Genomic DNA, 24,811 nt, shown 5'->3' on the forward strand with positions numbered 1-24,811 from the left:
GCCGTTTGGTGTCTCAGTTGCGCGTCTCACCTTCTGGTAGAGTCAGCTCCTGGCGGAGCGCACCAGCCTCGGCTTTGCGGCAACGCGGTTCTGGCGGCCGTAGCTGGTGATGAAGTCGGCGATGCGCGGCACGATCTCGGAGCGGAAGCGCGAACCGTTGAAGACGCCGTAATGTCCGACCGCCGGCTGCATATAATGGGCGTGCCGGTCGGCCGGGATGTTGACGCACAGATCGTGCGCGGCCTGGGTCTGGCCGAGGCCGGAGATGTCGTCATTCTCGCCCTCGACCGTGAACAGCGCGACATTGCGGATTGCCGAGGTATCGACCAGATCGCCGCGATGCATCATCTCGCCCCTGGGCAGAGCGTGGCGCACGAACACCGTGTCGACGGTCTGCAGATAGAATTCCGCCGTCAGGTCCATCACCGCCAGGTACTCGTCGTAGAAATCGCGGTGCTTCTCGGCATTGTCGCCGTCATGCTTGACCAGATGCATGAAGAAGTCCTTGTGGGCGATGATGTGGCGGTCGAGGTTCATGCTCATGAAGCCCGACAGCTGCAGGAAGCCTGGATAGACTTCGCGGCCGAAGCCCGGCACCGGCCAGGGCGCCCGCATGATGACGTTGTCGCGGAACCAGCCGATGCCCTTCTCCTCGGCCAGCAAATTGACCGCGGTCGGATTGCGGCGGGTGTCGATCGGGCCGCCCATCAATGTCATGGTCGAGGGCACGAAGGGGTCGCCGCGCTTTTCCATCAGCGCCACCGCCGCCAGCACCGGCACCGAAGGCTGGCAGACCGCCATGACATGGGTATCTGGGCCGAGCGCATGGAACATGTCGATGATGTAGTCGATATAGTCGTCGAGGTCGAAGCTGCCGTCGGCCACCGGCACCATGCGGGCGTCGACCCAGTCGGTAATGTGCACGTCGGCATGCGGCAGCATCGCTTCGACCGTGCCGCGCAGCAGTGTCGCGTAATGGCCCGACATCGGCGCGACGATCAAAAGCTTCGGATCAGGCTTGCGTCCGGCGGGAACCGCGCGCTCGAAACGGACCAGATTGCAGAACGGCTTCGACCAGACGGTCTTTTCGGTGACGTCGACGCTTTTCCAGTCGACCACGGTCTTGGCCAGCTCGAACTTTGGCTTGCCGTAGCGGCGCGTGGTGCGCTCGAACAATTCGGCGGTCGCCGCGACCGAGCGGCCAAAGGACGTATGCGAGATCGGGTTGAGCGGATTGGTGTAGAACATCCGTACCGCATCGGCATAGAAGCGGGCGGGCTGCAGCGCCGCATGGTTCATTTCGTAGAGCTGGTAGAACATCAAGAACCCCGCTGCTGCATGCGACCGAAGGGACGACGAGCAGCGCCGAGCCTTGAATCTCTCGCGGCGAGGTTAACAACATATTGTTGCGATGCAATACGTCAATTGGTCTGACAAATGATTCTTTTGTCCAAAGCCTTGGAAATCAGCCTTGAGCGGTAGAGCCGGCTCAATGTGCGGTGCCGCAACATGTAGGAAATGTGTCCGGCCCTCTAGCCGGACATATCGGACATTTTAGACGCGGGCCATGCAGACGGCGGTGTGGCCCGAACCGATGAAGCCGAGCTGGCTGGCGGCTCCCTTCGACAGGTCGAGCACACGGCCCCTGATGAACGGACCGCGATCGTTGATGCGCACGACGACGCTGCGGCCATTGTTCTTGTTGGTCACCTTGAGCTTTGTGCCGAAGGGCAAGGTGCGGTGCGCGGCGGTCATTGCCGAGGGGTTCATGCGCTCGCCGGAGGCCGTGCGGGAGTGCAGCGCGTACCAGGAGGCACGACCGCACTGGGCGGCCGCGGAGGAGGCGGAGGCGCCGACCAGCAGGCCAGCCGCTATCGTTACCGCGACAAGCGCGGTTTGCTTGGATTTCAACATGTTGGGGGAATGGCTCCGTTTAGACAGACCCCAGCCGTTAAGGAACGATTAAGGCACGAAATGCGGCAATCGTCTGGCGGTTCCGTGGCGGAAGCACACGTTTGGAGTCGTTGGGAAACAGTTTGTCATGAGTCTTCCCGCATCGGGCAGCGTATCTGTGATGAACATCACGCCGGATCCCAGCCAGTTCTGGCAAGATCGAGCGTTAACAAGCAAGTAGAGATGGACGCGATCGGATCGTTTCCTTTGGCTCTTTCATTGCCGCAGTGACGCTGTTGACGATCGACTTGGAAAGGGAATTCCGCCGATGCGGTTGATGAGGAATTTGCTGGCGCTGATCGTGCTGGCCATCGGCGTGTTGTGGTCGTTGCAAGGCATCGGCCTTGTCCGGGGAAGCTTCATGACCGGCCAGTCGCAATGGCTCTGTATCGGTCTCCTCACCATGCTTGTCGGCTTGCTCGGTCTGGGCTGGGCAAACCGCTCGCGCATCTGATTGGGCCGCCTGCGACTTTCGCCCACTGGCTCGGTCGGTGCCGATATTGGCGATCCTTGCCTTGGGATCGCCAAGCTCGATGCGGCCCGCCATCGGCAAGACATCAAGCGTGACCTTTGCCGCCGCTGACGACCATGACCGTCGGCAAGGGCAGCGCCGTGCGTCCGGTTGGACAGACGGCGCCCGTTAGGATCAGGCTGCCTTTGCCGCCGGCTTGGCAGCCTTGACGTGAGTCACGCTACGGCGTCCGTCAACGCTGATCGGCACATCGCCGTCGACGGTGGCACGGCGCACGATCCGCTGCTGGCTTCCATAGTCATTCACCGCATAATGCTGGGTGGCTCGATTGTCCCAGATGGCGACGTCGCCAGCCTGCCACCGCCACCGCACGGTATTCTCGGGGGTGGTCACATAGGTTTGGAACAAGTCGTAGAGTCTTGAGGAGTCGCTCTTTGATAGGCCGACAAAGCGCTGGACGAAGTTGCCCAGCAGCAGGGAACGTTCCCCGGTTTCCGGATGCACGCGCACAACAGGGTGCTCGGTTTCGTAGATGGTCGAGGTGAAGACCTCCTCGAAATGTTTCTTTTCCTCGATGGTGGCGCGAGGACGAACGGCGGCGTAGTCGTAGGCATTGCTGTGAATGGCCCAGAGATTGTCTGCTAGTAATTTGAGCGGTGTCGGCAGGCTTTCGTATGCGGCATGTGTGTTGGACCAAATGGTATCGCCTCCGGCCGGAGGAATGACGACGCCGCGAAGGACGGAGAACTTCGGATAGGCGTCCACGAATGGGTCATCGCCACTCTCTCCGATCAATCCCGTCCCGCCCAGGGAACGAGCCGACGCTCGATCCGGCGGATGACGAATTCCAGCACGAAGGCAATTGTTGCGATCACCAGTATGCCCATCACCACGACGTCGGTGACCAGGAACTGGGCGGCCGACTGGATCATGAAGCCGAGCCCGCGCGTCGCCGCCACCAGTTCGGCGGCGACCAACGTCGACCAGCCGGCGCCGAGCGCGATGCGCAAGCCAGTCAGGATCGAGGGCAGCGCGCTGGGCAGGATGACGTGCCGGACAAGCTGCGCACGCGTGGCGCCGAGCGAGCGCGCCGCGTTGATGCGCTCCTGCGAGACGCCGCGCACGCCTGACGCCGTCGACAGCGCCACCGGCGCCAGCATGGCAATGGTGATCACCAGGATCTTCGACGGTTCGCCGATGCCGAACCAGATAATGACCAGCGGCAGATAGGCAAGCGGCGGGATTGGCCGCAAGAATTCCAGCAGCGGATCGAAGATGCCGCGCCCGATGGTGCTGATGCCGATGGCGAGCCCGACGGGAACGCCGACGAGAACCGCTGCGACCAGCGCTGCGAACACGCGGCCCAGGCTGGCGACGACGTGTTGGGCGAGCGTCGCGTCGACGAAGCCGTCACGGGCGACGACGACGAACTTGGTCCACACCGCGATGGGCGAAGGCAGAAAGACCGGCGACACCAGCTGCAGGCGAGCCGAAAGCGCCCATGCCGCCAGCACGGCCAGGATGGTGATGGCGCTGACCGCGCGTGCCGAAATCCCGCGCCGTTTCGGGTGCGGCCGCGACCACGGCACCGACAGCGCGCTGCTTTCGTCGGTCCTTGTGGTCGGCCGTTCGCTGTAAGAGGTAACGCTCATGCCGCCTCTCCTTCGAAGATCGCATCGGTCAGTTCGCCGCGCGCCGCCGCGAAGGCCGGGTCGGCCTTGATGGTGCGAATGGCCTCGCCGGCGGCGTAGCGCCGGCTGAAGCCGGTTTCGAATGTTCGCACCGCGCGGCCCGGTCCGGGCGCCAGCACGACGATGCGGGTGGCCAGCACCAGCGCTTCCTCGATGCCATGCGTGACCATCAGCACGCCGACACGGCTTGCCGCCCACAGATCGAGCAGGGTCGTCTGCATGCGTTCGCGCGTCAGCGCATCGAGCGCTCCCAACGGCTCGTCGAGCAGCAGGAATTCAGGTTCGGCGGCGAGTGCGCGGGCCAGGCCGACGCGCTGGCGCATGCCGCCGGAAAGTTCCCAGATGCGCTTGTCGCCGGCGCCATCGAGCTTCACCAGTTTCAGCAGCGAGTCGGCGCGGCGTGCCCGCTCGCCTGACGGCACGCCGCGCAGCCTGAGAGCAAAGGCGACATTCTCACGCGCGGTCAGCCACGGGAACAGCGCATCGTTCTGGAACACCACGGCGCGATCCGGGCCAGGTGCCGTGATCGGCCGGCCGCCGATGCTGGCGCTGCCGCGCGCCGGCTCGACCAGCCCGGCGGCGACGTTGAGCAGCGAGGTCTTGCCGCAGCCGGAGCGGCCGACCAGCACGACGAAATCGCCTTCGGCGACTGCGATTGAGACGCGCTCGACGGCCGGCGCCGCCTGGCCGTCATAATGAACCGAGATCTTGTCGAGCACGAGCTGAGGCATGGTCCCTCGCAGGAGGTTCTACAAATCCACCTGCCCCGTATCCGCTCATCGTCAGGGGGTCCGGGGCAGGCAGCACGCGTCGCGCGCGCGTTCAGTTCGAGGCCAGCGCCTCGGTGACGTATTTCGGCGACACATATTTCGAGTAGTCGGGCAGCACGGCGTCGATCTTGCCCTGCTCCTTGAGGAAGGCCGAAGCCGCCTCGATCGCCTTGACCGTGCCGCCGCCGAGGAATTTGGTGGAGGCCTGCTCCTCGAGTGTCGGGAAGCCATAGCCTTTCAAGAGTTGCGGCACTTCTTCCAACTTGGCGCCGGTGATCTTGGCGATCTTGGCCGCCTGCGGCGACGACACCGACCATGCGTCGGGCTTGGCCAGGAATTCGGCATAGGCGGCACCCGTCACCTTGACGAAATCGCGCACTGCTTCCGGGTGTTTTTCGGCAAAATCGGTGCGCACGATCCAGGCGTCAAAGGTCGGCGCGCCCCAGGCGGCAACCTGCGAGGAATCCAGCACCACCTTGCCCGACGTCTTGATCTGGCCGAGCGCCGGATCCCAGACATAGGCCGCGTCGATGTCGCCGCGCGCGAAGGCGGCGGCGATTTCCGGCGGCCTGAGATTGAGAATCTCAACCGACTTCGGATCGACGCCTTCATGCTTCAGCGCGGCAAGCAGGCTGTAATGCGTCGTCGACACGAACGGCACCGCCACCTTCTCGCCGGCAAGGTCGGCAATCTTCTCGATGCCGGAACCGTTGCGGGCGACCAGCGCTTCGGATTGGCCGATCAGGCCGACGACGAAGATGGTCTGGATCGGCAGCTCGCGGCTCGCCGCGGCCGCCAGCGGGCTCGATCCGACATAGCCGATATCGACGGAGCCGGACGCGACCGCCGCGATGACATCGGCGCCGGAATCGAATTTCCGCCAGTCGATCGCGGCCTTGGTCGCCTTCTCATAGGCGCCGTCGGCTTGCGGCACTTTCGAGGGCTCGACCACGGTCTGGTAGCCGATGGTGATTTTGAGGTCGTCGGCCTGTGCCGGACCGAGGAAGGCGGCACCGGCAAGTGCCGCCGACGAGAGCAGTATGATGCGTCGCGAAATGGTCGACATGATGGGCTCCATGAAAAAGCGAAAATCGGATTGCCTTTTCATAGTCCGCTAATTCTATCGTTCTTGTAGAGTTAAATACTTCCAACCGAGGCGGGCTTGTTGGAAAAAAGCCACTGGTGAAGGGATAGCGAGGCGCAAAGTGCGGCTGCTACCGGCGCGACCGCTACAGATGGCACTGGTCCGCCAACGCCGGCCGAAGCCTGCGAGTTCGTCATCCAGGGCGGAGCGACGCGAAGCGGAGCGCAGACCCCGTGACATCAAGGCGTCGCCACGGTGCAGGCTTTCTTTGATTGGAGGAGCAGCCTTCATTCTGCGCCGCTGCATTCTTCGACCGCCGTCACGGCATGGATCCCAGGGTCGCCGCGACGTCGCTTCGCTCCTGCTGCGCCCTGGGATGACGAAGTCCACCGTTACCAGCTGCCAAGAACCGAGGTTGCCAGGAGAAGCCTCGTTCGACAAATCCATGCTTCAAACTCACGCCGAATTGAAACCCCATTCCTGTTTTCGAGGGTAACTATAGTATTCTTATCGACATAGGGAGTTGAGCACGATGAGCGACCATACCCACCGCTTCCCGACGAACGCTCGTGGCATCGAGTCCGGGCCACAGGTTCCTCTACGTGCAAGGCGGGTTTCTGTGTCCTCGGCGTCACAAGCCCAGCCTAAAATCGCGCTCGCGGCTTGAAAACCAAACAAATTCAAAAGCGATCGGCTTGTATATCATGTCACTAGAATTTATGTGTCATGACTGCTTGGACGCGGCGGGGAGGCACGCCAAGCGTTTCGCAACTGATGGCAGCAAGCCATCGCATGACAGAGAAACGTTCGGCTCATGCTCACCAAAAAGGGCAAGTACGGCCTCAAGGCGCTCGTCCATCTCGCGCACTTGCCGGTTGGGCAACTCGCCTTCGTCGGCGATATCGCCGCTGGCAACAACATCCCGAAGAAGTTTCTCGACGCCATCCTCGGCGAATTGCGCAATGCCGGCTTCGTCCAAAGCCGCAAGGGCAAGGAAGGTGGTTATCGACTGGCGCGCCCGGCCGACGAGATCAAGGTCGGCCATGTCGTGCGTGTGCTCGACGGGCCGCTTGCGCCGATCCCCTGCGCCAGCCGTACCCAATACCAGCGCTGCGAAGACTGCAACGAGGCGACATGCCAAGTCAGACATCTGATGCTGGAGGTCCGGCAGGCGATCGCCGAGGTGCTGGATCAGCGCAGCCTCGCCGAGATGCGCGATATCGGCCTCGACGACCTTACGGTCGCGAGGGACATCGACGACCTTCCGGTAGCGGCGAAGATCCAGGCCTGAACACGCCAAGGCAGGCGGTGTACGCATGACCATCGGGCGCGCAAACTCGATCATCATCGTCGGCGGCGGCGCCAGCGGCGTCGTGCTTGCCGCGCATCTGCTGAAATCGCCCAATCCGGATCTGCGCGTCACGCTGATCGAGAAGCGTCCGCATTTCGGCCAGGGCATGGCCTATTCGACGCTGCTGTCGGCGCATGTGCTCAACGTCAGCGCCGCCGGCATGAGCGCCTATGCCGACGACCCAGGCAATTTCGCGCACTGGCTGCTGGAGCGCGGCCTGGCCAATCCGGACCAGGGGCCGTTCTATGCGCCGCGCAGCCTCTATGCCCGCTATCTGAAGGAGTTGCTCGATGAGCTCGAGGCCCGCGAACGTGAGACCGGCCGCCTGCGCCTGATCCGCGAGGAGAGCCTGTCGATCTCGCCCACTGCCTCCGGCGTCGAGGTGGCTTTGGCCAACGGCACCAGCGTGGTCGCTCATCTCGCCGTGCTCGCCACAGGTCATGACGAGCAGCCCGGCGCCGGCCAGGGCCATGCGATCAGGATGGGGACCGAAGCCGACACCGCGCTCGACCCTGAAGCCCGAGTCCTTGTGCTGGGCACCGGCCTTAGCATGGTCGATGCCTTCCTTTCGCTCGAACAGCGCGGCCACAAGGGCGAGATCGTGGCCGTGTCGCGGCGCGGCCTGCTGCCTTCGCCGCACCGCAAGGGCAATCCGATCAAGCTCGACGTCGCCGACATCCCGCTCGGCACCCAGCTTTCCTATTTCGTCGGCTGGTTCCGCGACCTGATCCGCGAAAACCAAAAGGCCGGCATCGACTGGCGCGACGTCGTCGATGGTCTGCGGCCCTTCAACCAGAAGATCTGGCAGAATTGGCCGTCTTCGGCCAAGCGCCGTTTCGTCGAGCACACCAAGGCCTGGTGGGACATCCACAGGCATCGCCTGGCACCCCAGGTCCATGCCCGCGTCACCGAGGCCGTTCAGTCCGGTCGCATCCGTCCTGTCGCCGGCCGTGTCGTCGGCATCGAGGCGGACGACGCCTTCACCGTGCAGATCCAGTCCCGCCACACGCAGGCGCTCGAAACGCTCGAAGTCGCCCGCCTCTATGATTGCACCGGCATCGCCAGGGACATCTCGACCACCTCGAACAGCGTCGTGCGCTCGCTGGTCGAGCGCGGGCTGGCACGGCCGGACCCGCTGCGGCTCGGCCTCGACGTGTCGGCCAATTGCGAGATCATAGGCAGCGACGGGAGTGTATCGGCCAAGATCCTCGCCGTCGGGCCGCTGACCAGAGGCACCTTCTTCGAGATCGACGCCATCCCGGATATCCGCGTCCAGTGTGCCAGGCTGAGCAAGCAATTGCTGGGGTAGGCTGTGATGCCGGCCTGCGACCTGACCTGAATCTCAGCACACCCTGGCACCATGCGGGCCGAATGGTAGGAATTTCATTCCCCGTCTGGCCGTCGGATTGGCACGGTCTATCTTCTTTCCAACGGCGATCGGCTGGAAAAGACGCTAGGTTTGACCATGGAGCCTCTGATATGAGCGCGCACACAATCGCCGCACCTGGCGGTGCCCCTTCGGACAGCGCGATGTCCCGGTTGCGTCCGCCCTATGCCTCGGTGCTCGACCTGATCGGCCAGACGCCCATTGTCGAACTGACCAAATTCGACACCGGCAAGTGCCGGCTGTTCATCAAGCTCGAAAGCCAGAACCCCGGCGGCTCGATCAAGGACCGCATCGCGCTGTCGATGATCGCCGCCGCCGAAAATCAGGGCAAGCTCAAGCACGGCGGCAGCATCGTCGAGGCGACCGCCGGAAATACCGGACTCGGCCTTGCCCAGGTCGGCATCCCCAAGGGCTACCGCATCATCCTCGTCGTGCCCGACAAGATGTCGCGCGAAAAAATCCAGCATCTGCGCGCGCTCGGCGCCGAAGTGCGCATGACGCGTTCCGATGTCGGCAAGGGCCATCCAGAATATTATCAGGACATGGCCGAGAAGATCGCATCGGAAGTGCCCGGCGCCTTCTACGCCAACCAGTTCGCCAACCCGGCCAACCCGCTGGCACATGAGACCACCACCGGCCCCGAAATCTTCACCCAGCTCGAAGGCGACATCGACGCGGTGGTCGTCGGCGTCGGCTCCGGCGGCACACTGACCGGGCTTGGCCGCTATTTTGCCAAACACTCGCCGAAGACCGAGATGGTGCTGGCCGATCCCGTCGGCTCGGTGCTGGCGCCGCTGATAAAGACCGGCAAGATGGAAGAGGCCGGCAGCTGGACCGTGGAAGGCATCGGCGAGGACTTTGTGCCGCCCAACGCCGATCTGTCGTTGGTGAAAAAGGCCTACTCCATCCCCGACAAGCAGAGCATGCTGGCGGTGCGCGATCTTCTATCCCGGGAAGGCATTTTGGCCGGCTCGTCGTCCGGCACGCTGCTGTCGGCGGCCCTTCGCTATTGCCGCGAGCAGACCGTTGCCAAGCGCGTGGTCACCTTCGTTTGCGACAGCGGCAACAAATATCTGTCGAAAGTGTTCGACGATTTCTGGCTGGCCGAGCAGGGCCTTGCCGAGCACGAACAGCATGGCGACCTGCGCGACCTGGTGATGCGCTCGCACCGCACCGGCGATACGGTCTATGTCGGCCCGGACGAAAGCCTGCTCAACGCCTATGGCCGCATGCGCCGCTCCGATGTCTCGCAACTGCCGGTGCTCGACGACGGCAAGCTGGTCGGCATCGTCGATGAAAGCGATATCCTGGCCAACGTCGACGGCCCCTATGACGGCCGCTGGGACCGCTTTAATGCCCCGGTCCGCACCGCCATGACCTCCAATTTGCACACGCTGCAGGCCAGCCAGACGCTCAACGCGCTGCTGCCGGTCTTCGACCGCAACGAGGTTGCCATCATCTTCGACGGCGAAGAGTTCGTCGGCCTGATAACCCGCATCGACCTGATCAACCATTTGAGGCGCGCACGATGACCATCAACGCACCCGTAACCGGCAAGAACCGCCTGGCCTTCTCGACGCGCACCATCCATGGCGGCCAGAGCCACGACCCGCTGACCGGCGCGGTGATGGTGCCGATCTACGCCACCTCCACCTACGGCCAGCAGTCGCCCGGCGTGCACAAGGGGTTTGAATATGCTCGCAGCCAGAACCCGACCCGCTTCGCCTTCGAACGCGCGGTGGCCGATCTCGAAAGCGGCTCTGCCGCCTTCGCCTTCGCGTCCGGCCTGGCCTCGATCTCGACCGTGCTGGAACTGCTCGATTCCGGCGCCCATATCGTCGCCACCGACGACATCTATGGTGGCACCTTCCGGCTGCTGGAGCGGGTGCGCAAACGCTCGGCGGGCCTGCAGGTCTCTTTCGCCGACTTCACCGATCTCGCCGCGGTCGAGGCCGCGATCCGCCCGGAGACAAAACTGCTCTGGGTCGAGACGCCGACCAATCCGCTGCTGCGCGTCGTCGACCTCGAAGCCGTTGCGGCACTGGCGAAACGCAAGGGCTTGCTCAGCGTCGCCGACAACACCTTCTGTAGCCCCTATCTGCAGCGCCCGCTGGAGCTCGGCATCGACATCGTCGTCCACTCGACGACAAAATATTTGAACGGCCATTCCGACATGGTCGGCGGCGTGGCGATCGTCGGCGACAACAAGGATTTGGCCGACCGTCTGAAATTCCTCCAAAACGCCATCGGCGCGATTTCCGGCCCGTTCGACAGCTTTCTGGCGCTGCGCGGCATCAAGACGCTGGCGCTGCGCATGGAGCGCCATTCCTCGAATGGGCTGAAGATCGCGCAATGGCTGGAAAGCCGCGCCGATGTGCGCCGCGTCATCTACCCCGGCCTCGCCAGCCATCCGCAGCATCAAATTGCCAGGCGCCAGATGCATGCCTTCGGCGGCATGATCTCGGTCGAGCTCGACCGCGACCTTGCCGGTACCAAACGCTTCCTCGAGCGCACGCAGCTCTTCACCCTGGCCGAAAGCCTCGGCGGCGTCGAAAGCCTGATCGAGCACCCGGCGCTGATGACCCACGGCTCGATCCCCGCCGAAAAGCGCGGCGTCATCGGCATTTCCGACTCGCTGGTGCGCCTGTCGGCCGGCATCGAGGACGGGGACGATCTGATTGCGGATTTGGAACAGGCTCTGAGGGCCTAGGCGACTCCTGGCCCCCGCCCTGGCCCAAAAGTCCGGACTTTGCAATTTCGGATTCCACTCTAAAGTGAGCCGACTTTGCGATCTCCGGAGGCGTCATGCGCGTGATCGTGCTGGGTGGCGGCGTCGTTGGCGTCACCACTGCCTATCAGCTGCAGAAGGACGGCCACGAGGTCGTGCTCCTCGAGCGTCAGGCACAGGTCGCCACTGAGACCAGCTGGGGCAATGCCGGCATGATCGCGCCGGGACATTCCTTCGTCTGGTCGTCGCCCAGGGCGCCGATGATCCTTCTGAAATCGCTGGTGCTGAAGGACCAGGCGCTGCGCTTCAAGATCTCGGCCGATCCCAGGCTCTACAGCTGGTCGTGGCTATTCCTGTTGGAATGCACGGCCGAGAAGGCGCGGCGCAACACGCTGCTCAAGCACCGCCTTGCCGCCTATTCGCAGTCCGTCCTGCACGAAGTCATCGCCGACGAGGTCATCGACTACGACCGCAACGATCGCGGCATCCTCTATTTGCATCGCAGCCAGCAGGCGCTCGACAAAGGCGTCGAGCATATGAAGCTGCTCGAGTCCGACGGCCAGGTGATAAAAGTGCTCGACCGCGACGGCGTCGTCGCGCTCGACCCATCGCTGGCCTCCGCAAAGGAAAAGATCGCCGGCGGCATCTATTGCCCGACCGACGAGACCGGCGATCCGGCCAAGTTCACCAGAGCACTGGCGGCAAAAGTCGTCGAGCGCGGCGGCGCCATCCACATCGGTACCAACATCACCGGCATCGAGACATCGGGCGGCGGCGTCACGCAAGTGCTGACCGATAAAGGCAACTTCAAGGGCGATGCCTATGTGCTGGCGCTCGGCTCCTACAGCCCGATCCTTGCCAGGACGATCGGCATCAGCCTGCCGATCTATCCGATCAAGGGCTATTCGCTGACCATTCCCGTCGGCAACCGGCCGCAGCCGCCGACCATCGCCTCGGTCGACGAGCACAATCTGGTCGCCATCTCGCGCTTCGGCGACCGCATCCGCGTCACTGCCACGGCGGAATTCGCCGGCTACGACACCAGCCACAAGCCCGCCGACTTCGCCTTCATGAAAGGCGTGACCGAGGAGCTTTATCCCGAAGGCGCCGATTACGACCGCGCCGAGATGTGGGCGGGTCTGCGGCCCATGACGCCGAACAATCTCCCGGCCTTCGGGCGGCAGCGCTTGCGCAACCTCTACCTCAACACCGGCCACGGCCATATCGGCTGGACCATGTCGCATGGCTCGGCCCGCATCACCGCCGATCTGATCGCCGGCCGCCCGCCGGCCATTGCCATGGACGGACTTTTGAACTGAGAGCATGATCTCAGCCGGTCCTTGGGATCGGAAGAGAAGATGAAAGGGAACGCCATGTCCGCCAACCTTGCCGCCGCCCGCCTTCCCTCTTCCGGGCCGATCGATCTCGGCGTACTTCCGTCGGAGCTCGATGGCGGCCTCGCCTCACGCGCCGCGATCGGCCTTGCCATCCTGGCCACCGACCAGACGCTGGAACATGAATTCCGCGCGCTGGTGCGCATTCCCGGCGTCGCTTTTTACGAGGCCCGTGTCTTCAACGACCACAACATCACGCCGGACACGCTGCGCGCCATCGGTCCCCGGATCGCGCCATGCGTCGACCTCATCCTGCCCAGCCTCCCGCTCAACGTCGTCGGCTTCGGCTGCACCTCGGCGACGATGACGCTCGGCGAAGAGGCGGTGTTCGCCGAGATCAGGAAGGCGCGGCCAGGCGTCGCCTGCACCACGCCGGTCACCGGGGCATTTGCCGCCTTCAAGGCGCTTGGCGTCAAGGGCATCGGCTTGCTCACGCCCTATTCACCCCGCATCAACGAAGGGCTCGTCGCCTATTTCACCGGCCGTGGCCTCGACATAGCGGCCGTCGCCACCTTCGACCGGCAGGACGACCGCGAGGCCGCCCGTATCTCGCTAGCCTCGATCGAAGCCGCGGCGGAAAAAATGGCGGCTGCACCGGGGGTGGAGGCGATCTTCATCTCCTGCACCAGCCTGCGCGTCGCCGAAGCGGTGGCCGGCCTCGAGCAGCGCATCGGCATCCCCGTCACCTCCAGCAACCATGCCATGGCCTGGCATTGTTTGCGGCTCGCTGGGATTGACGATGTCGTGCCCGCAGGCGGCAGGCTGTTCGAGCTACCGGCCAGCTGATCGCCTGGTTTGCTGATCTCCGGGTTCGAAATCCGCGGATTAACTAATCGGAAGGGGTTGCTTAACCGTTCGCGGCTATGTCCCGCCTGGGGGGCATGACAGAGTGAGCACGATGAGCGACAGCCCCGACAAGCGCAACGAATGGCGCGCCATATTTTATGTGCAGGCCCGTGTCGCCATCCTGTTCGTGCCGGTCGTCGCCAGCCTGTTGATCATAGCTGCACTTGCCGGCAACGAGCGCAAATCCGTTCCCGATGCCATTGACCGGACCGTCACAGGCTCCGTGAAATAAACGGCGACGCAGAGCGCCTGTCGGCACAAATGTCCCGGCCGGTGCCAGTTCAATAAAAACGCGGGATCGGGCCGTTCTGCGGTGTCGCGCGGTCGCCGAGGTCGAGAAAGACCTCGTCGACATAGCACCAGGCCCAGCCTTCCGGCGGGTCGTAACCTTCGATGATCGGATGGCTGGTGGCATGAAAATGCTTGGTGGCGTGACGATTGGGCGAGTCGTCGCAGCAGCCGACATGGCCGCAGGTGCGGCAGAGCCGCAGATGCACCCACCACGAGCCGCTCTTCAGGCATTCCTCGCAGCCGAGCGCGCTCGGCGTCACGTCCTGGATGTCGCTCGCATGTCTGCATTCGTCCGCCATCACTGTCTCCTGGCCGCTTGAGGCGCGACGGCGTTGCCGCGCGCGAGATAGGCGTGCAATGCCGCCACCACCTGGGCGCCTTCGCCGACGGCGGCGGCCACCCGCTTGACCGAGCCGGAGCGCACGTCGCCGATGGCGAACACTCCGCTGCGGCTCGTCTCCATCAGGCTATGTGCCGGTGCAAGGTCCGGTCCGGTGCGCACGAAACCCTTGGCGTCCAGCGCCACATTGCATTTTGCCAGCCAGTCGGTGTTCGGCTCGGCGCCGATGAACAGGAAGAGATGGCGGATGGCGTGTGTCGTTTCCGCGCCGGTTGCGTGGTTGCGCCAGCGCACCGCATCGAGATTGCCCTCGTGGCCTTCCAGCGCCACGACCTCGGTCTCGGCCAATACCTCGATATTCGGCTGCGCCTTGATGCGCTCGACCAGATAGCGCGACATGGTCGCATCGAGACTGCCGCGGCGCGCCAGCAGTGCCACCTTGCGCACTTGGCTGGCCAGGTAGACTGCCGCTTGACCGGCCGAATTGCCGGCGCCGACCAGCGCCACTTCCTGGCCGCTGCAAAGCCGCGCTTCGATCGGCGAAGCCCAGTAGTGCACGGACGTCCCCTCGAATTGCGCCAGGTTCGCGACATCGAGGCGGCGGTAGCGTGCGCCACTTGCGATCACCACCGTGCGCGCCCGCACGGTCTCGCCATCGCCGACTTCGAGCGTGTAGCCACCTGCAGCAGCGCTGAGCAGCCTGGCTTCGTCGGGGATGACCATTTCGACCCCGAACTTCTGCGCCTGGTTGTAGGCGCGCGCCATCAGCGCCATTCCCGTAATGCCGGTCGGGAAGCCGAGATAGTTCTCGATGCGCGAGGAAGCGCCCGCCTGGCCGCCAAAGGCGCGGCAATCGAGCACGATCGTCGACAGCCCTTCGGACGCCGCATAGACCGCGGCCGCCAGCCCCGCCGGCCCGGCGCCGACAATTGCCACGTCGTAGACTTTGGTGGTGTCGATCGGCCGCAGCAGGCCGATGCAGCGGGCGAGTTCGTTTTCGCCGGGATTGTGCAGCAGCTTGCCGTTCGGACAGAGCACGATCGGCAGATGATGCGGGTCGACATGAAAGCGCTCGATCAGCGTCTTAGCGCACGGATCGCTGTCGGAATCGAGAGCGCGGTGGGGCTGGCCGCTGCGGGCCAGAAAACCCTGCAGCCGCAAAGTGTCGCCATTGCCGGCGGGTCCGATTATGACCGGTCCGCTCGAGCCGCTTTCCAAGAGCCCGACACGGCGCAGGATCAGCGCCCGCATGATGCGCTCGCCGAGATTGGCCTCCTGCACCATCAGGTCCCGCAGCCGCTGCGAGGGGATGACGAAGGCCTCGACCGACTGGGTGGCCTCGGCATTGACCAGCGACGGGCGGCTCGAAAGCTGCGCCAATTCGCCGATGAAGTTGCCCGGGCCGTGCGTGACGATCGTCTCGCGCCGGCCGAGCCCGGCATGCTGGGTGATATCAACCGTACCCGACAAGACGACGATCAGGCCGGGCGCCACCTCGCCGGCAGTGACGATGTGCTCGCCGGCGGCATAGGCACTGGCCTCGCCGAACCGGCGCATGCGCTCGATGTCCGCCTCGGCCAGGACGGGAAACATCTGGTCGCGACGGGTGATGGTGATCGGTTGGGCGGATTGAGCCATGGCTTCGACCGTACCGCCGAGGTCGTCGGGTTTGAAGTGGTTTGTTCAATGCCTGACCAGGAAGGCAGGTTGGCGCCAACAAAAAAGCCCGGACGAACCGGGCTTTTTCTTTGGGTCTCTGAACCATATCAAAGGCTCGAAACGGGAATTTGGTGCCCAGAAGAGGACTCGAACCTCCACTCCTTGCGGAACACGGACCTGAACCGTGCGCGTCTACCAATTCCGCCATCTGGGCTGGTGCGGGCTCATGTAAGCGGGCAAGCGACGGGTGTCAACGCGCTTTTTTCAAGCGGCCCAACCTGTTGCCGGCTCAGCCTTCCAGCACTTCCTTCGACGCCACGGTGGAATCGGCGTTGAGCTTGTAGATCACCGGCACGCCGGTGCCGAGTTCCAGCTTGACGATCTCCTCGCCGCTCTTGCCGTCCAGCGCCATGATCAGCGCGCGCAGCGAATTGCCGTGTGCCGCGACCAGCACGGTTTCGCCGCGCAGCACATGCGGCTGCAGATCGTGCAAATAGTAAGGCCAGACCCGCGCCCCGGTGTCCTTCAGGCTTTCGCCGTCTGGCGGCGAGACGTCGTAGGAACGGCGCCAGATATGCACCTGCTCCTCGCCCCACTTCTTGCGCGCATCGTCCTTGTTGAGGCCGGAGAGGTCGCCATAGTCGCGCTCGTTCAGCGCCTGGTCGCGGATCGTCTTCAGCTCGCTCTGGCCGACCGCGTCGAGAATGTGCTGGCAGGTTTTTTGGGCCCGGATCAGCGCCGAGGTGAAGGCGATGTCGAACTTCAGGCCGCGCGCCTTGAGCTTCGCGCCTGCGTCCTTGGCCTCCTTGTGGCCCTGTTCGGTCAGGTCGACGTCGCGCCAGCCGGTGAACAGGTTCTTCAGGTTCCATTCGCTCTGGCCATGGCGCACGAGCACGAGAGTTCCCGACATGTTTGCTCCTTCGAGTTTGAGAGCAATTCCAGGAAAAGTGTGTAGCGGTTTTCCGTCCGGAATTGCGTAAGAACAAGAAACTTCTGAAACGCCTCAGGCGAGCCCGAGCACGTCCCGCATCGAATACAGTCCAGGCTTCTTGCCGCGCGCCCAAAGTGCGGCCTTGACCGCGCCGCGGGCAAAGATCGCCCGGTCCTCGGCATGGTGGGCAAGCGTGATACGCTCGCCCGTGCCGGCCAGAACCACGGAATGATCGCCGACCACCGAGCCGCCGCGCAGTGAGGCGAAGCCGATCGAGCCCGTCTTGCGCACGCCGGTATGGCCGTCGCGCACGCGCACATCGTTGCCAGCCAGCGGAATGCCGCGCCCTGCGGCGGCTGCTTCGCCGAGCAGCAATGCGGTACCGGACGGGGCGTCGACCTTGTGGCGGTGGTGCATTTCCAGGATCTCGATGTCGAAATCGTCAGCGTCAAGCGCCTTCGCGGCCTGTTCCACCAGCACCGCCAGCAGGTTGACGCCGAGGCTCATATTGCCGGACTTGACGATCGTCGCGTGGCGCGCCGCCGCCGCGATCGCGGCATTGTCGTCGGCCGAGCAGCCGGTGGTGCCGATGACATGGGCAATGCGCGCCTGCGCCGCGTAGCCGGCGAATTCGACGGTCGCAGCCGGTGCGGTGAAATCGAGCACGCCGTCAGCCTTGGCGAAGGCCGGCAGCGGATCGTCGACGATCGGCACGTTGATGATGCCGATGCCGGCAAGCTCTCCGGCATCCTTGCCGAGATAGGGCGAACCCGGCCGCTCGACCGCGCCGGCGACGCGCGCGCCCGGCATCGTATGGATGGCACGGATCAGCGTCTGGCCCATGCGGCCGGCCGCGCCTACCACCACCAGGCCCATATCGCTCATGCTGTTCTCCCGACCACCTTCTTCGCGCGGCTGCGCGGCAGCGGAGTTTGGATTGGCTTGGCGTCGTCGACAAGCCCCAGCCCCTTCTTGCCCTGCACCCGGTGGAAGCGGGCATAGACGCTGTGCGGGTCGGCCATCAGCGCCGCATGCGTGCCTTCCTCGACCAGCCGGCCCTCTTCCAGCACGATGATGTGGTCGGCATTGACCACCGTCGACAGCCGGTGCGCGATCACGATGGTGGTGCGCCCTTCCATGACATGGGTCAGCGCTTCCTGGACGCGCGCTTCCGCCTCATTGTCGAGCGCCGACGTCGCCTCGTCGAGCAGCAGGATCGGCGCATTCCGCACGATGGCGCGGGCGATCGACACGCGCTGGCGCTGGCCGCCCGATAGCGTCACGCCGTTTTCGCCGACGGGGGTGTCATAGCCCTCCGGCTGCTGGCGGATGAATTCGTCGGCCGCGGCCTGCATTGCCGCCTGCTCGATCTCGGCATCGCTGGCGGAGGGCCGCCCATAGCGGATGTTGTCGCGGATGGTGCCCTCGAACAGATAGGGCGCCTGCGAGACATAGGCGATCGAACCGCGCAGCGACTTCTTGGTCACCTTTGAGATGTCCTGGCCGTCGATCATTATGTTGCCTTGGTCGACATCGTAGAAGCGCTGCAGCAGCGCCACCAGCGTCGATTTGCCGGCACCCGAGGCGCCGACGATGGCCGTCATCTTGCCGGCCTGGGCGGTGAAGCTCAGCTCCTGCAGCACCGGCGTTTCCGGCACATAGCCGAACGAGACGTTGTTGAAGTGCACCTCGCCGGTGGTGACCCTGGCTTCGACTGCGCCCGACGTATCGCCCTGCTGCGGCTCGATGTCGAGAAGCTCATAGATCATGCGCGCATTGACCAGAGCGCGTTCCATGCCGACCTGCATACGCGCCAGCCGCCGCGCCGGATCATAGGCGAGCGTCAGCGCCGTGATGAAGGAAAACACCGCGCCCGGCGGCTGGCCGAGAACGGTAGCCCGGTAGCCGGAATAAGCGATGACGCTGGCGAAGGCCAAACCTGCCAGCAGTTCGGAGATCGGGGTGAGCCGTTCCGAGACGCGGGCGATCTTGTTTGACCGCTGTTGCGCATCGTCGGCGAGCTTGCTGATGCGACGCGACAGCTCGTCCTCCATGGTGAAGGCCTTGACGATGGCGATGCCTTGCGTGGCTTCCTGCATGGCGCCGATCAGGCGCGAATTGATCTGCACCGATTCACGGGTGATGCGCCGAACCCGTCGCATCAGATAGGTCACGGTGTAGATCAGCGGCGGTCCGATCAGCAGGGAGCTGAGCGAAAGCACCGGATCCTGGTAGATCATGACGCCGACCAGAGCGACCAGCGAGACAGCATCGCGCGCGGTCGAGGTTATCGTCATCGACAGCAGGTCGCGAATGCCGTTGACGTTCTCGTTGACCTGCGCCGCCAGCCGGCCGGAACGGGTGTCGTTGAAGAAGCTGACGCCGAGCTTCATCAGATGGTTGAAGATGCGCTGCTGGTAGCGCGCCACCAGATTGTTGCCGATCCTGGCCATCGTCACCGCCTGACCGTAGCCGGCAAGCCCGCGCAGGATGAAAGCCCCGAGCAGTGCGGCGCAGATCCATGGGATCAGATCGCCGCGCCGTTCATAGAAGATCTGATTGACGACCGGACTCATGATCCAGGCGGAGAGGGCCGTCGTCGCTGACACGGTCAGCAGGCAGAGTATCGTGAAGACGTACGACCACCGATAGTCGCGGCCGTTCTCTTCGAGAATGCGGCGAATGACCGCCACGACCTCGCCCGGCCGAGCTCTCGCATGGTGTTGGGATGATTGGTTCAAGTCGCTGGCGTTCCGTGGGTCCGTCGTCTGGTCATGCCGCAAGAGCGGAATTCGGCACCCCTCTTAGCGCCCTGTCTGCGGCTTGCCTATGGCGAAACTTCGTCGCGGGGCGGCGCGATCCCTACGCGCGCCAGCGCCGTCCCGCCGTCTGGACGCCGAACAGCGAGGGGTTCCGGGCATAGGCGGCAAGGCCGAGAAGTGCTGCCAGCGGGTGCGTAATGACATAGACCGGCATGGCGCGCATCAGCTCGCTGTGCGGCGCCTTGTCCTCGAAGGCGGCGCGGAAATTGCCGGCTTTCAGTGCCGGCACGATCTTTTGTGCGATGCCGCCGGTCAGGAAGACGCCACCACGGCTCATGAACACCAGCGCCAGATCCCCGGCGGTGCGGCCGAGGCAAGTGACGAACATCGACAGCGCCTCTACGGCCACCGGGTCCAACTTCGCCAATGCCGCGGCAGTGATTTCCGCCGGCGTGGTGAAGGGCGCCGGCTTGCCGTCGGCCTTGGCTACGGCGCGATAGAGATTGACCAGGCCGCGCCCGCACAGGATCTGTTCGCCGGAGATGCGGCCTTCCAGCCTTTCAATATGCGGGAAAACCTGGAAATCGCGCGGCGAGCGCGGTCCGATGTCCATATGGCCGCCTTCGCCGGGCACCGGAATCCAGTGGTCCAGCGCATGGATCAGCCCGGCAACGCCAAGCCCGGTGCCGGGACCGAGCACCACGCGGCCAGCATTGGCTTCCGGCGTGCCGCCGCCGATCTTTTCCATATGCTCTTCGCCGAGCGCAACCACGGCCAGCGCCTGCGCCTCGAAATCGTTGAGCACGACGATGTCGCTGAGGCCAAGATTGGCGAACATTTTCCTTGGCTTGACCACCCACGGGCAGTTGGTCAGTTCGATCTCGTCACCGTCGACCGGACCGGCCACCGCCAGCACCGCCGAATTGGGCCGGATCGAGGAGCGGTCGAGCACCGCCACCTGGATCGCCTCGTCGATCGTGTTGAAATTGGCCGTCTGGACGATCTGCGGCTCGGTCGCTTCCGAATTCGCGTCGAGCACGATCGAAAAGCGCGCATTGGTGCCGCCGATGTCGCCGATCAGGACCGGAAACCGCAGCGCTGTCTCGTCGTCACCTTGCATGGCTCTTGGTCGTCCCTATTCCGGCAGTCCGCCGCTGTTTCTCGTGACTAGCGCATGACTTCGGAAAGGGAAAGCCGCTTCCGCGTCAGTTTCCCGGCCGCGGTCGCGGCAGCGGGATGCCGATCTCGGGTGTCGGCGCGAACGCGCTTGCCGAGGCCGGCAGCGCCGCTGCGTCGCTTGGCACCGTCGTTGCCGCCGGCAGCACTTCCGCAGGCTCGGCGGCGACAGCGATCGGCACGCCGCCGCCATGATAGGTGGCGGCTTCCGCCGAGGCCGGAGCCGGCGCGTCGAGCACGGTCTGGCATTGCCTGGGCAGGTTCGCCATCGTCATCAGGTCGCGTGCCTTCGGCGCATCCGGGTTCTTGTTGGGCCGCCATGGCTCCTCGGTGAACCACCAGGCCAGCGGCTTGCCGCAGCCGTCGTCAGCCGCGGTCGCTTCCTGCCCCTTGCAGTTCGGCGAACCCGGCTGGCAGCCGATGCGCACGTGGAAATGATAGTCATGGCCCCAGAACGGCCGGATCTTGCGCAGCCAGGAGCGATCGCCGGTGACGGTATCGCAGAGCTTCTTCTTGATGCCGGGATTGACCAAGATGCGCTCGACTTCCGGGTAGCTGGCGGCGCGCTTGAGGAGCCGCGTATGCATCGGCTTCCACAGCGTATCCTTCACCAGATGGGTCTTCTCATCGACCATCAACGTGGCGCTCATCTCTTCGCGCTGGCGGGTCGAAAGCGGGCGACTGGGCATCGGCGTCAGCCAGATGTCGGCATCGAGGCCGATCTGGTGGGAGGCATGACCGGTCAGCATCGGTCCGCCACGCGGCTGCGAGATATCGCCGATCAGAAGCCCCGGCCAGCCGTCGGCGTGAGCGTCACGCGACAATTTCTCGACCAGCGCGATCATCGCCGGATGGCCCCAGCGCCGGTTGCGCGACGGCCGCATCACTTCCCAGGTCGGCCCGTCCATCGGGATGGCGATGCCGCCGGCAAAGCAGCCCCTGGAATAGAAGCCGAAGGATTGCGCAGCCGCCACGGCCGGCAGCTTCTTGGCGCCGAACAGGTCTTTTGCTCGCGGCTCGGCCGTCAGCGCGCCCGCGACAAGCCCGGTCAGGGCAAGTATGGACATCATCGCCGTCAGGAACGGCCTTCTGCCGGGCAATGATCGCATCGACATCGTCATGAAACCGCATCCCCTCCGTAACAGGCCGCGAACCATGGCGAATCATAACACGACCAGTGCTGCGCTTCGATCATGACCGCTTCATCGGGCTGCGCGCCTCGCCCTCGCGCCAGTTGCCGTTGGCCCACATATGGTCGAGCGCGCTGCGGTAATCAGGAAAGCGGAAGCTGTAGCCCGCCGCCTTGATCGCCGTATTGGCGACGCGCTTGTTCTCGCCGTAGAAGGAGCGCGCCATGGGCGAAAGTTGGGCGGTCTCGAACGGAATTTCCGGCGGCGGTGTGAGGCCCATCAGCGAAGCGGCATAAGTCACCACATCCTGCGGCGGCGCCGGCAGGTCGTCGGTGACGTTGAAGATGCCGCCGCGATTGCTGTCGATGAGATGCCAGAGCGCGCCGGCAATGTCGTCGCAATGGATGCGGTTGAACACCTGGCCCGGCTTGACCAGCCGCCGCGCGGTGCCGTCGGCCAGGTTGACCAGCGCGTTGCGGCCCGGACCATAGATTCCGGAGAGCCGCAGGATCGCCACCGGCCGTCCGGTCTCCTGGCCCAGTTTCAGCCAGTCCTGTTCGGCGGCGACCCGCATCACCGAACGTTTGGACATGGGCCGGCATTCGGCGGTCTCGTCCACCCAGCCGCCGCCATGATCGCCATAGACGCCGACGGTGGAGAGATAGCCGATCCACTCGAGCGCCGGCATATCCGCCAGGATCGCGTCGCGCGCGGCATTCAGCACCGGGTCGCCGACCTCTTCCGGCGCTACCGAGACGATGAGGTGGGTGGTTGTCCTCAAGGCCTCGCCGCTCTCCGGTGTCAGCGCGCCGTCGAAGTGCAACGGCGTGACTCCGGCCTGCCGGAGTGCTTCAAACTTCTCCGGCGAGCGGGTGGTGCCGAAAATCAGCGCCGCATCGCTGTTGGCCCGCGCAAAAGCCTTGCCGGAGTAGCCGGCACCGAAAACGAGGATATGCTTTCCGGTCATGCATGGATCTCGATTGGATTTGACTGCGCCAGAAGCCATTCACGGCGCACAGCCTCGTCGCGTTCGGTTTGCGCCGAGGCTGCCGCATGTTCGGCGAACTCGGCCTCGGGCACAAGCCGCGACAGCGCCCAGATAGCCGCGCCCCGCACCAGCGGCGAGGCATCGCCGAGCAGTTCGCGTACCGGGCCGGCTAGCGAATAATCACCCGAATTGCCGGCGGCGATCAGCACATTGCGGACAAAGCGGTCTCGGCCGATTCGTTTTATCGGCGAGCCTGCAAAGAACGAACGAAAAGCGGCGTCGTCGAGCAGCAAGAGCTCCGCGAGCGGCGGCTCACGCAAATCCGCGCGGGCGACAAGCTTCGCCTCGGATGCTGCTTGCGCGAACTTGTTCCACGGGCAGGCTGCAAGGCAGTCGTCGCAGCCATAGATGCGGTTGCCGATCTTTTCGCGGAACTCGTGCGGGATCGGCCCCTTGTTCTCGATGGTGAGATAAGAAATGCAGCGCCGCGCATCGAGCCGGTAGGGCGCCGGGAAAGCATCGGTAGGGCAGGCATCGAGGCAGGCGCGGCAAGAGCCGCAATGATCGTCCTCCGCCTTGTCGGGCACAAGCGCGGCCGTCGTGAAGATGGTGCCGAGAAACAGCCAGGAGCCGTGTTCGCGGCTGACCAGATTGGTGTGCTTGCCCTGCCAACCCAACCCAGCGGCTTCGGCCAGCGGTTTTTCCATCACCGGGGCGGTGTCGACGAACACTTTCACGTCGCCGCCGGCGCGCGCCACGATCTTGCCGGCGATCTCCTTCAGCCGGCCCTTCATCACCTCGTGATAGTCGCGGTTCTGCGCATAGGCGGAGATCGCGCCACGGTCGCGCTTTTCCTGCAGCGCGCGCGGGTCGTGGTCTGGACCGTAGTTCATCGCCAGCACGACGATCGAGCGCACTTCGGGCCACAGCGCCGCCGGCTCGCCCCGGCGCTCGAGCGTCTCGGCGATCCAGCCCATCGAGCCATGGAAACCATCGGCGATGAATTCGGCGAGCCGGGCCGGCGCCAGAGGGATCGCGTTGGGCGTGGTGACGGCGACGGCATCGAAACCGGCGCGCTGCGCCTCGCGGTCGATCAGCCCGCGCAGTTTTGCGGCGTCAGAAGTCGAGGTCCGCATAATGCGACACCGGAGACAGGCCGCGCACCCGGTCGGACAGAAGCGGCCGGAACGAGGGCCGCGATTTCACCCGCGTATACCATTCGCGCGCCGCGGCGTGTTCGCGCCAGTCGATTTCGCCGAGATAGTCGAGCACCGACAGCGCCGCCGCTGCCGCGAGGTCGGCATAGGTCACCTTGTTGCCGGCCAGCCAGTGGCGGGTGCCGGCCAGCCAGTTGGTGTATTTCATGTGCTGGCGGATGTTGGCGCGCGCAGCGCGGATCGCGCCCGAATCGGGCGAACCGCCGCCCGCCGTCTCCGGCATGATCGGCTTCAGCACGCGCTCGCGCACCAGGTGACGGGTCACCTCCCCTTCGGCCTTGCTGAGGTACCAGTCGGTCAGCCGGCGGATTTCGGCGCGCTCCATCGGGTCTTCGGCGAACAGCCGCTTGTCGCGCTTGAGCACGCCGCGCGTCTCGTCGAGATATTCGGCGATCACCATCGCGCCGACGATCGGCACGTCGCCTTCGGCAAGCAGGATCGGCAAGGTTCCGGCTGGATTCAGCGCCAGAAACTCCTTGCGCCGCGTCCACGGCTTTTCCTCGATCAGCGCCAGCTCCTCGCCATATTCGCCGAAGGCGAGGCGGACGAACCGGCAGGTGGCGAACATCGGATGGTGGAAGAGCGTCAGCATGGTCCCGCGATGATAAGGCGCACTGGCGAATCGCCGGCCGCGCCGGTAA

At 64.6% G+C, this 24,811-nt stretch carries 23 protein-coding genes, 1 tRNA gene and 1 pseudogene; 8 read left to right on the forward strand and 17 right to left on the reverse strand.

Features of this window, described 5'->3' with window-relative positions; all coding sequences use genetic code 11:
- Nucleotides 1–42 precede the first annotated feature (42 nt).
- The gene (locus tag D3227_RS24210; protein ID WP_120016800.1) at nucleotides 43–1,320 is read right to left on the reverse strand and encodes a polyhydroxyalkanoate depolymerase; all 1,278 of its coding nucleotides are present in this window, start codon (nucleotides 1,318–1,320) and stop codon (nucleotides 43–45) included.
- 234 nt (nucleotides 1,321–1,554) lie between these two features.
- Nucleotides 1,555–1,914, reverse strand: a complete 360-nt coding sequence (locus D3227_RS24215; protein WP_120016801.1) for a septal ring lytic transglycosylase RlpA family protein — start codon at nucleotides 1,912–1,914, stop codon at nucleotides 1,555–1,557.
- 307 nt (nucleotides 1,915–2,221) lie between these two features.
- Here D3227_RS24215 and D3227_RS41735 point away from each other — a divergent pair, with 307 nt between their 5' ends.
- Nucleotides 2,222–2,407: a hypothetical protein gene (locus D3227_RS41735; RefSeq protein WP_167480820.1), complete on the forward strand. Its 186-nt coding sequence runs from the start codon at nucleotides 2,222–2,224 to the stop codon at nucleotides 2,405–2,407.
- Between the two features lie 192 nt (nucleotides 2,408–2,599).
- Here the strand turns inward: D3227_RS41735 and D3227_RS24225 are convergent.
- From D3227_RS24225 to tauA, 4 genes and pseudogenes are all read right to left on the reverse strand, one after another.
- Nucleotides 2,600–3,202: pseudogene (locus D3227_RS24225) on the reverse strand (TauD/TfdA dioxygenase family protein); the annotation flags it as partial.
- Between the two features lie 14 nt (nucleotides 3,203–3,216).
- On the reverse strand, nucleotides 3,217–4,077 hold the full coding sequence (locus tag D3227_RS24230) for an ABC transporter permease subunit (protein ID WP_120016802.1): 861 nt from the start codon (nucleotides 4,075–4,077) through the stop codon (nucleotides 3,217–3,219).
- Nucleotides 4,074–4,847, reverse strand: a complete 774-nt coding sequence (locus tag D3227_RS24235) for a taurine ABC transporter ATP-binding protein (RefSeq protein WP_120016803.1) — start codon at nucleotides 4,845–4,847, stop codon at nucleotides 4,074–4,076. The genes D3227_RS24230 and D3227_RS24235 overlap by 4 nt, the downstream gene beginning before the upstream one ends.
- A gap of 91 nt (nucleotides 4,848–4,938) precedes the next feature.
- Nucleotides 4,939–5,952: a taurine ABC transporter substrate-binding protein gene (gene tauA / locus D3227_RS24240; protein ID WP_120016865.1), complete on the reverse strand. Its 1,014-nt coding sequence runs from the start codon at nucleotides 5,950–5,952 to the stop codon at nucleotides 4,939–4,941.
- An 832-nt stretch (nucleotides 5,953–6,784) separates the two neighbouring features.
- Between tauA and D3227_RS24245 the strand changes: the two genes are divergently transcribed.
- From D3227_RS24245 to D3227_RS24275, 7 genes are all read left to right on the forward strand, one after another.
- Nucleotides 6,785–7,261, forward strand: a complete 477-nt coding sequence (locus tag D3227_RS24245) for an RrF2 family transcriptional regulator (protein ID WP_120016804.1) — start codon at nucleotides 6,785–6,787, stop codon at nucleotides 7,259–7,261.
- A gap of 25 nt (nucleotides 7,262–7,286) precedes the next feature.
- Complete coding sequence (locus D3227_RS24250; protein WP_120016805.1) at nucleotides 7,287–8,630, forward strand: FAD/NAD(P)-binding protein; 1,344 nt, start codon at nucleotides 7,287–7,289, stop codon at nucleotides 8,628–8,630.
- A gap of 170 nt (nucleotides 8,631–8,800) precedes the next feature.
- Nucleotides 8,801–10,240, forward strand: coding sequence for a pyridoxal-phosphate dependent enzyme (locus tag D3227_RS24255; RefSeq protein WP_120016806.1), 1,440 nt, complete (start codon nucleotides 8,801–8,803; stop codon nucleotides 10,238–10,240).
- Nucleotides 10,237–11,418 carry a cystathionine gamma-synthase gene (locus D3227_RS24260; protein ID WP_120016807.1) on the forward strand — a complete coding sequence of 394 codons (1,182 nt, stop codon included), beginning with the start codon at nucleotides 10,237–10,239 and terminating at the stop codon, nucleotides 11,416–11,418. The genes D3227_RS24255 and D3227_RS24260 overlap by 4 nt, the downstream gene beginning before the upstream one ends.
- 95 nt (nucleotides 11,419–11,513) lie before the next feature.
- Complete coding sequence (locus D3227_RS24265) at nucleotides 11,514–12,755, forward strand: D-amino acid dehydrogenase (protein ID WP_120016808.1); 1,242 nt, start codon at nucleotides 11,514–11,516, stop codon at nucleotides 12,753–12,755.
- Between the two features lie 39 nt (nucleotides 12,756–12,794).
- Nucleotides 12,795–13,616 carry a maleate cis-trans isomerase family protein gene (locus D3227_RS24270; RefSeq protein ID WP_245451854.1) on the forward strand — a complete coding sequence of 274 codons (822 nt, stop codon included), beginning with the start codon at nucleotides 12,795–12,797 and terminating at the stop codon, nucleotides 13,614–13,616.
- Nucleotides 13,617–13,728: 112 nt separating this feature from the next.
- Nucleotides 13,729–13,908, forward strand: a complete 180-nt coding sequence (locus tag D3227_RS24275) for a hypothetical protein (protein ID WP_120016809.1) — start codon at nucleotides 13,729–13,731, stop codon at nucleotides 13,906–13,908.
- Between the two features lie 49 nt (nucleotides 13,909–13,957).
- Here D3227_RS24275 and D3227_RS24280 read toward each other — a convergent pair whose 3' ends face one another.
- From D3227_RS24280 to D3227_RS24330, 11 genes are all read right to left on the reverse strand, one after another.
- Nucleotides 13,958–14,266 (reverse strand): UBP-type zinc finger domain-containing protein, encoded by a 309-nt coding sequence (locus D3227_RS24280; protein ID WP_120016810.1) that lies wholly within the window; start codon nucleotides 14,264–14,266, stop codon nucleotides 13,958–13,960.
- The gene (locus tag D3227_RS24285; protein ID WP_120016811.1) at nucleotides 14,266–15,945 is read right to left on the reverse strand and encodes an FAD-dependent oxidoreductase; all 1,680 of its coding nucleotides are present in this window, start codon (nucleotides 15,943–15,945) and stop codon (nucleotides 14,266–14,268) included. The genes D3227_RS24280 and D3227_RS24285 overlap by 1 nt, the downstream gene beginning before the upstream one ends.
- A gap of 150 nt (nucleotides 15,946–16,095) precedes the next feature.
- A tRNA-Leu gene (locus tag D3227_RS24290) sits at nucleotides 16,096–16,180 on the reverse strand.
- Between the two features lie 75 nt (nucleotides 16,181–16,255).
- Nucleotides 16,256–16,876 (reverse strand): 2,3-bisphosphoglycerate-dependent phosphoglycerate mutase, encoded by a 621-nt coding sequence (locus D3227_RS24295; protein WP_120016812.1) that lies wholly within the window; start codon nucleotides 16,874–16,876, stop codon nucleotides 16,256–16,258.
- 93 nt (nucleotides 16,877–16,969) lie between these two features.
- On the reverse strand, nucleotides 16,970–17,782 hold the full coding sequence (dapB, locus tag D3227_RS24300; RefSeq protein WP_120016813.1) for a 4-hydroxy-tetrahydrodipicolinate reductase: 813 nt from the start codon (nucleotides 17,780–17,782) through the stop codon (nucleotides 16,970–16,972).
- Nucleotides 17,779–19,590 (reverse strand): ABC transporter ATP-binding protein, encoded by a 1,812-nt coding sequence (locus tag D3227_RS24305; RefSeq protein WP_425374542.1) that lies wholly within the window; start codon nucleotides 19,588–19,590, stop codon nucleotides 17,779–17,781. The genes dapB and D3227_RS24305 overlap by 4 nt, the downstream gene beginning before the upstream one ends.
- A 169-nt stretch (nucleotides 19,591–19,759) precedes the next feature.
- Complete coding sequence (locus D3227_RS24310; protein WP_120016814.1) at nucleotides 19,760–20,779, reverse strand: glucokinase; 1,020 nt, start codon at nucleotides 20,777–20,779, stop codon at nucleotides 19,760–19,762.
- Nucleotides 20,780–20,864: 85 nt separating this feature from the next.
- Nucleotides 20,865–21,956 (reverse strand): penicillin-insensitive murein endopeptidase, encoded by a 1,092-nt coding sequence (mepA, locus tag D3227_RS24315; protein WP_120016815.1) that lies wholly within the window; start codon nucleotides 21,954–21,956, stop codon nucleotides 20,865–20,867.
- A gap of 70 nt (nucleotides 21,957–22,026) precedes the next feature.
- The gene (locus D3227_RS24320; RefSeq protein ID WP_120016816.1) at nucleotides 22,027–22,932 is read right to left on the reverse strand and encodes an SDR family oxidoreductase; all 906 of its coding nucleotides are present in this window, start codon (nucleotides 22,930–22,932) and stop codon (nucleotides 22,027–22,029) included.
- A complete protein-coding gene (gene queG / locus D3227_RS24325; protein ID WP_120016817.1) occupies nucleotides 22,929–24,089 on the reverse strand; it encodes a tRNA epoxyqueuosine(34) reductase QueG in 1,161 nt (386 codons plus the stop codon). The genes D3227_RS24320 and queG overlap by 4 nt, the downstream gene beginning before the upstream one ends.
- Complete coding sequence (locus D3227_RS24330; RefSeq protein WP_120016818.1) at nucleotides 24,070–24,762, reverse strand: glutathione S-transferase family protein; 693 nt, start codon at nucleotides 24,760–24,762, stop codon at nucleotides 24,070–24,072. The genes queG and D3227_RS24330 overlap by 20 nt, the downstream gene beginning before the upstream one ends.
- Between the last annotated feature and the right edge of the window lie 49 nt (nucleotides 24,763–24,811).

It is taken from the genome of Mesorhizobium waimense, assembly GCF_003601975.1.
Taxonomy (GTDB): Bacteria; Pseudomonadota; Alphaproteobacteria; order Rhizobiales; family Rhizobiaceae; genus Mesorhizobium; species Mesorhizobium waimense.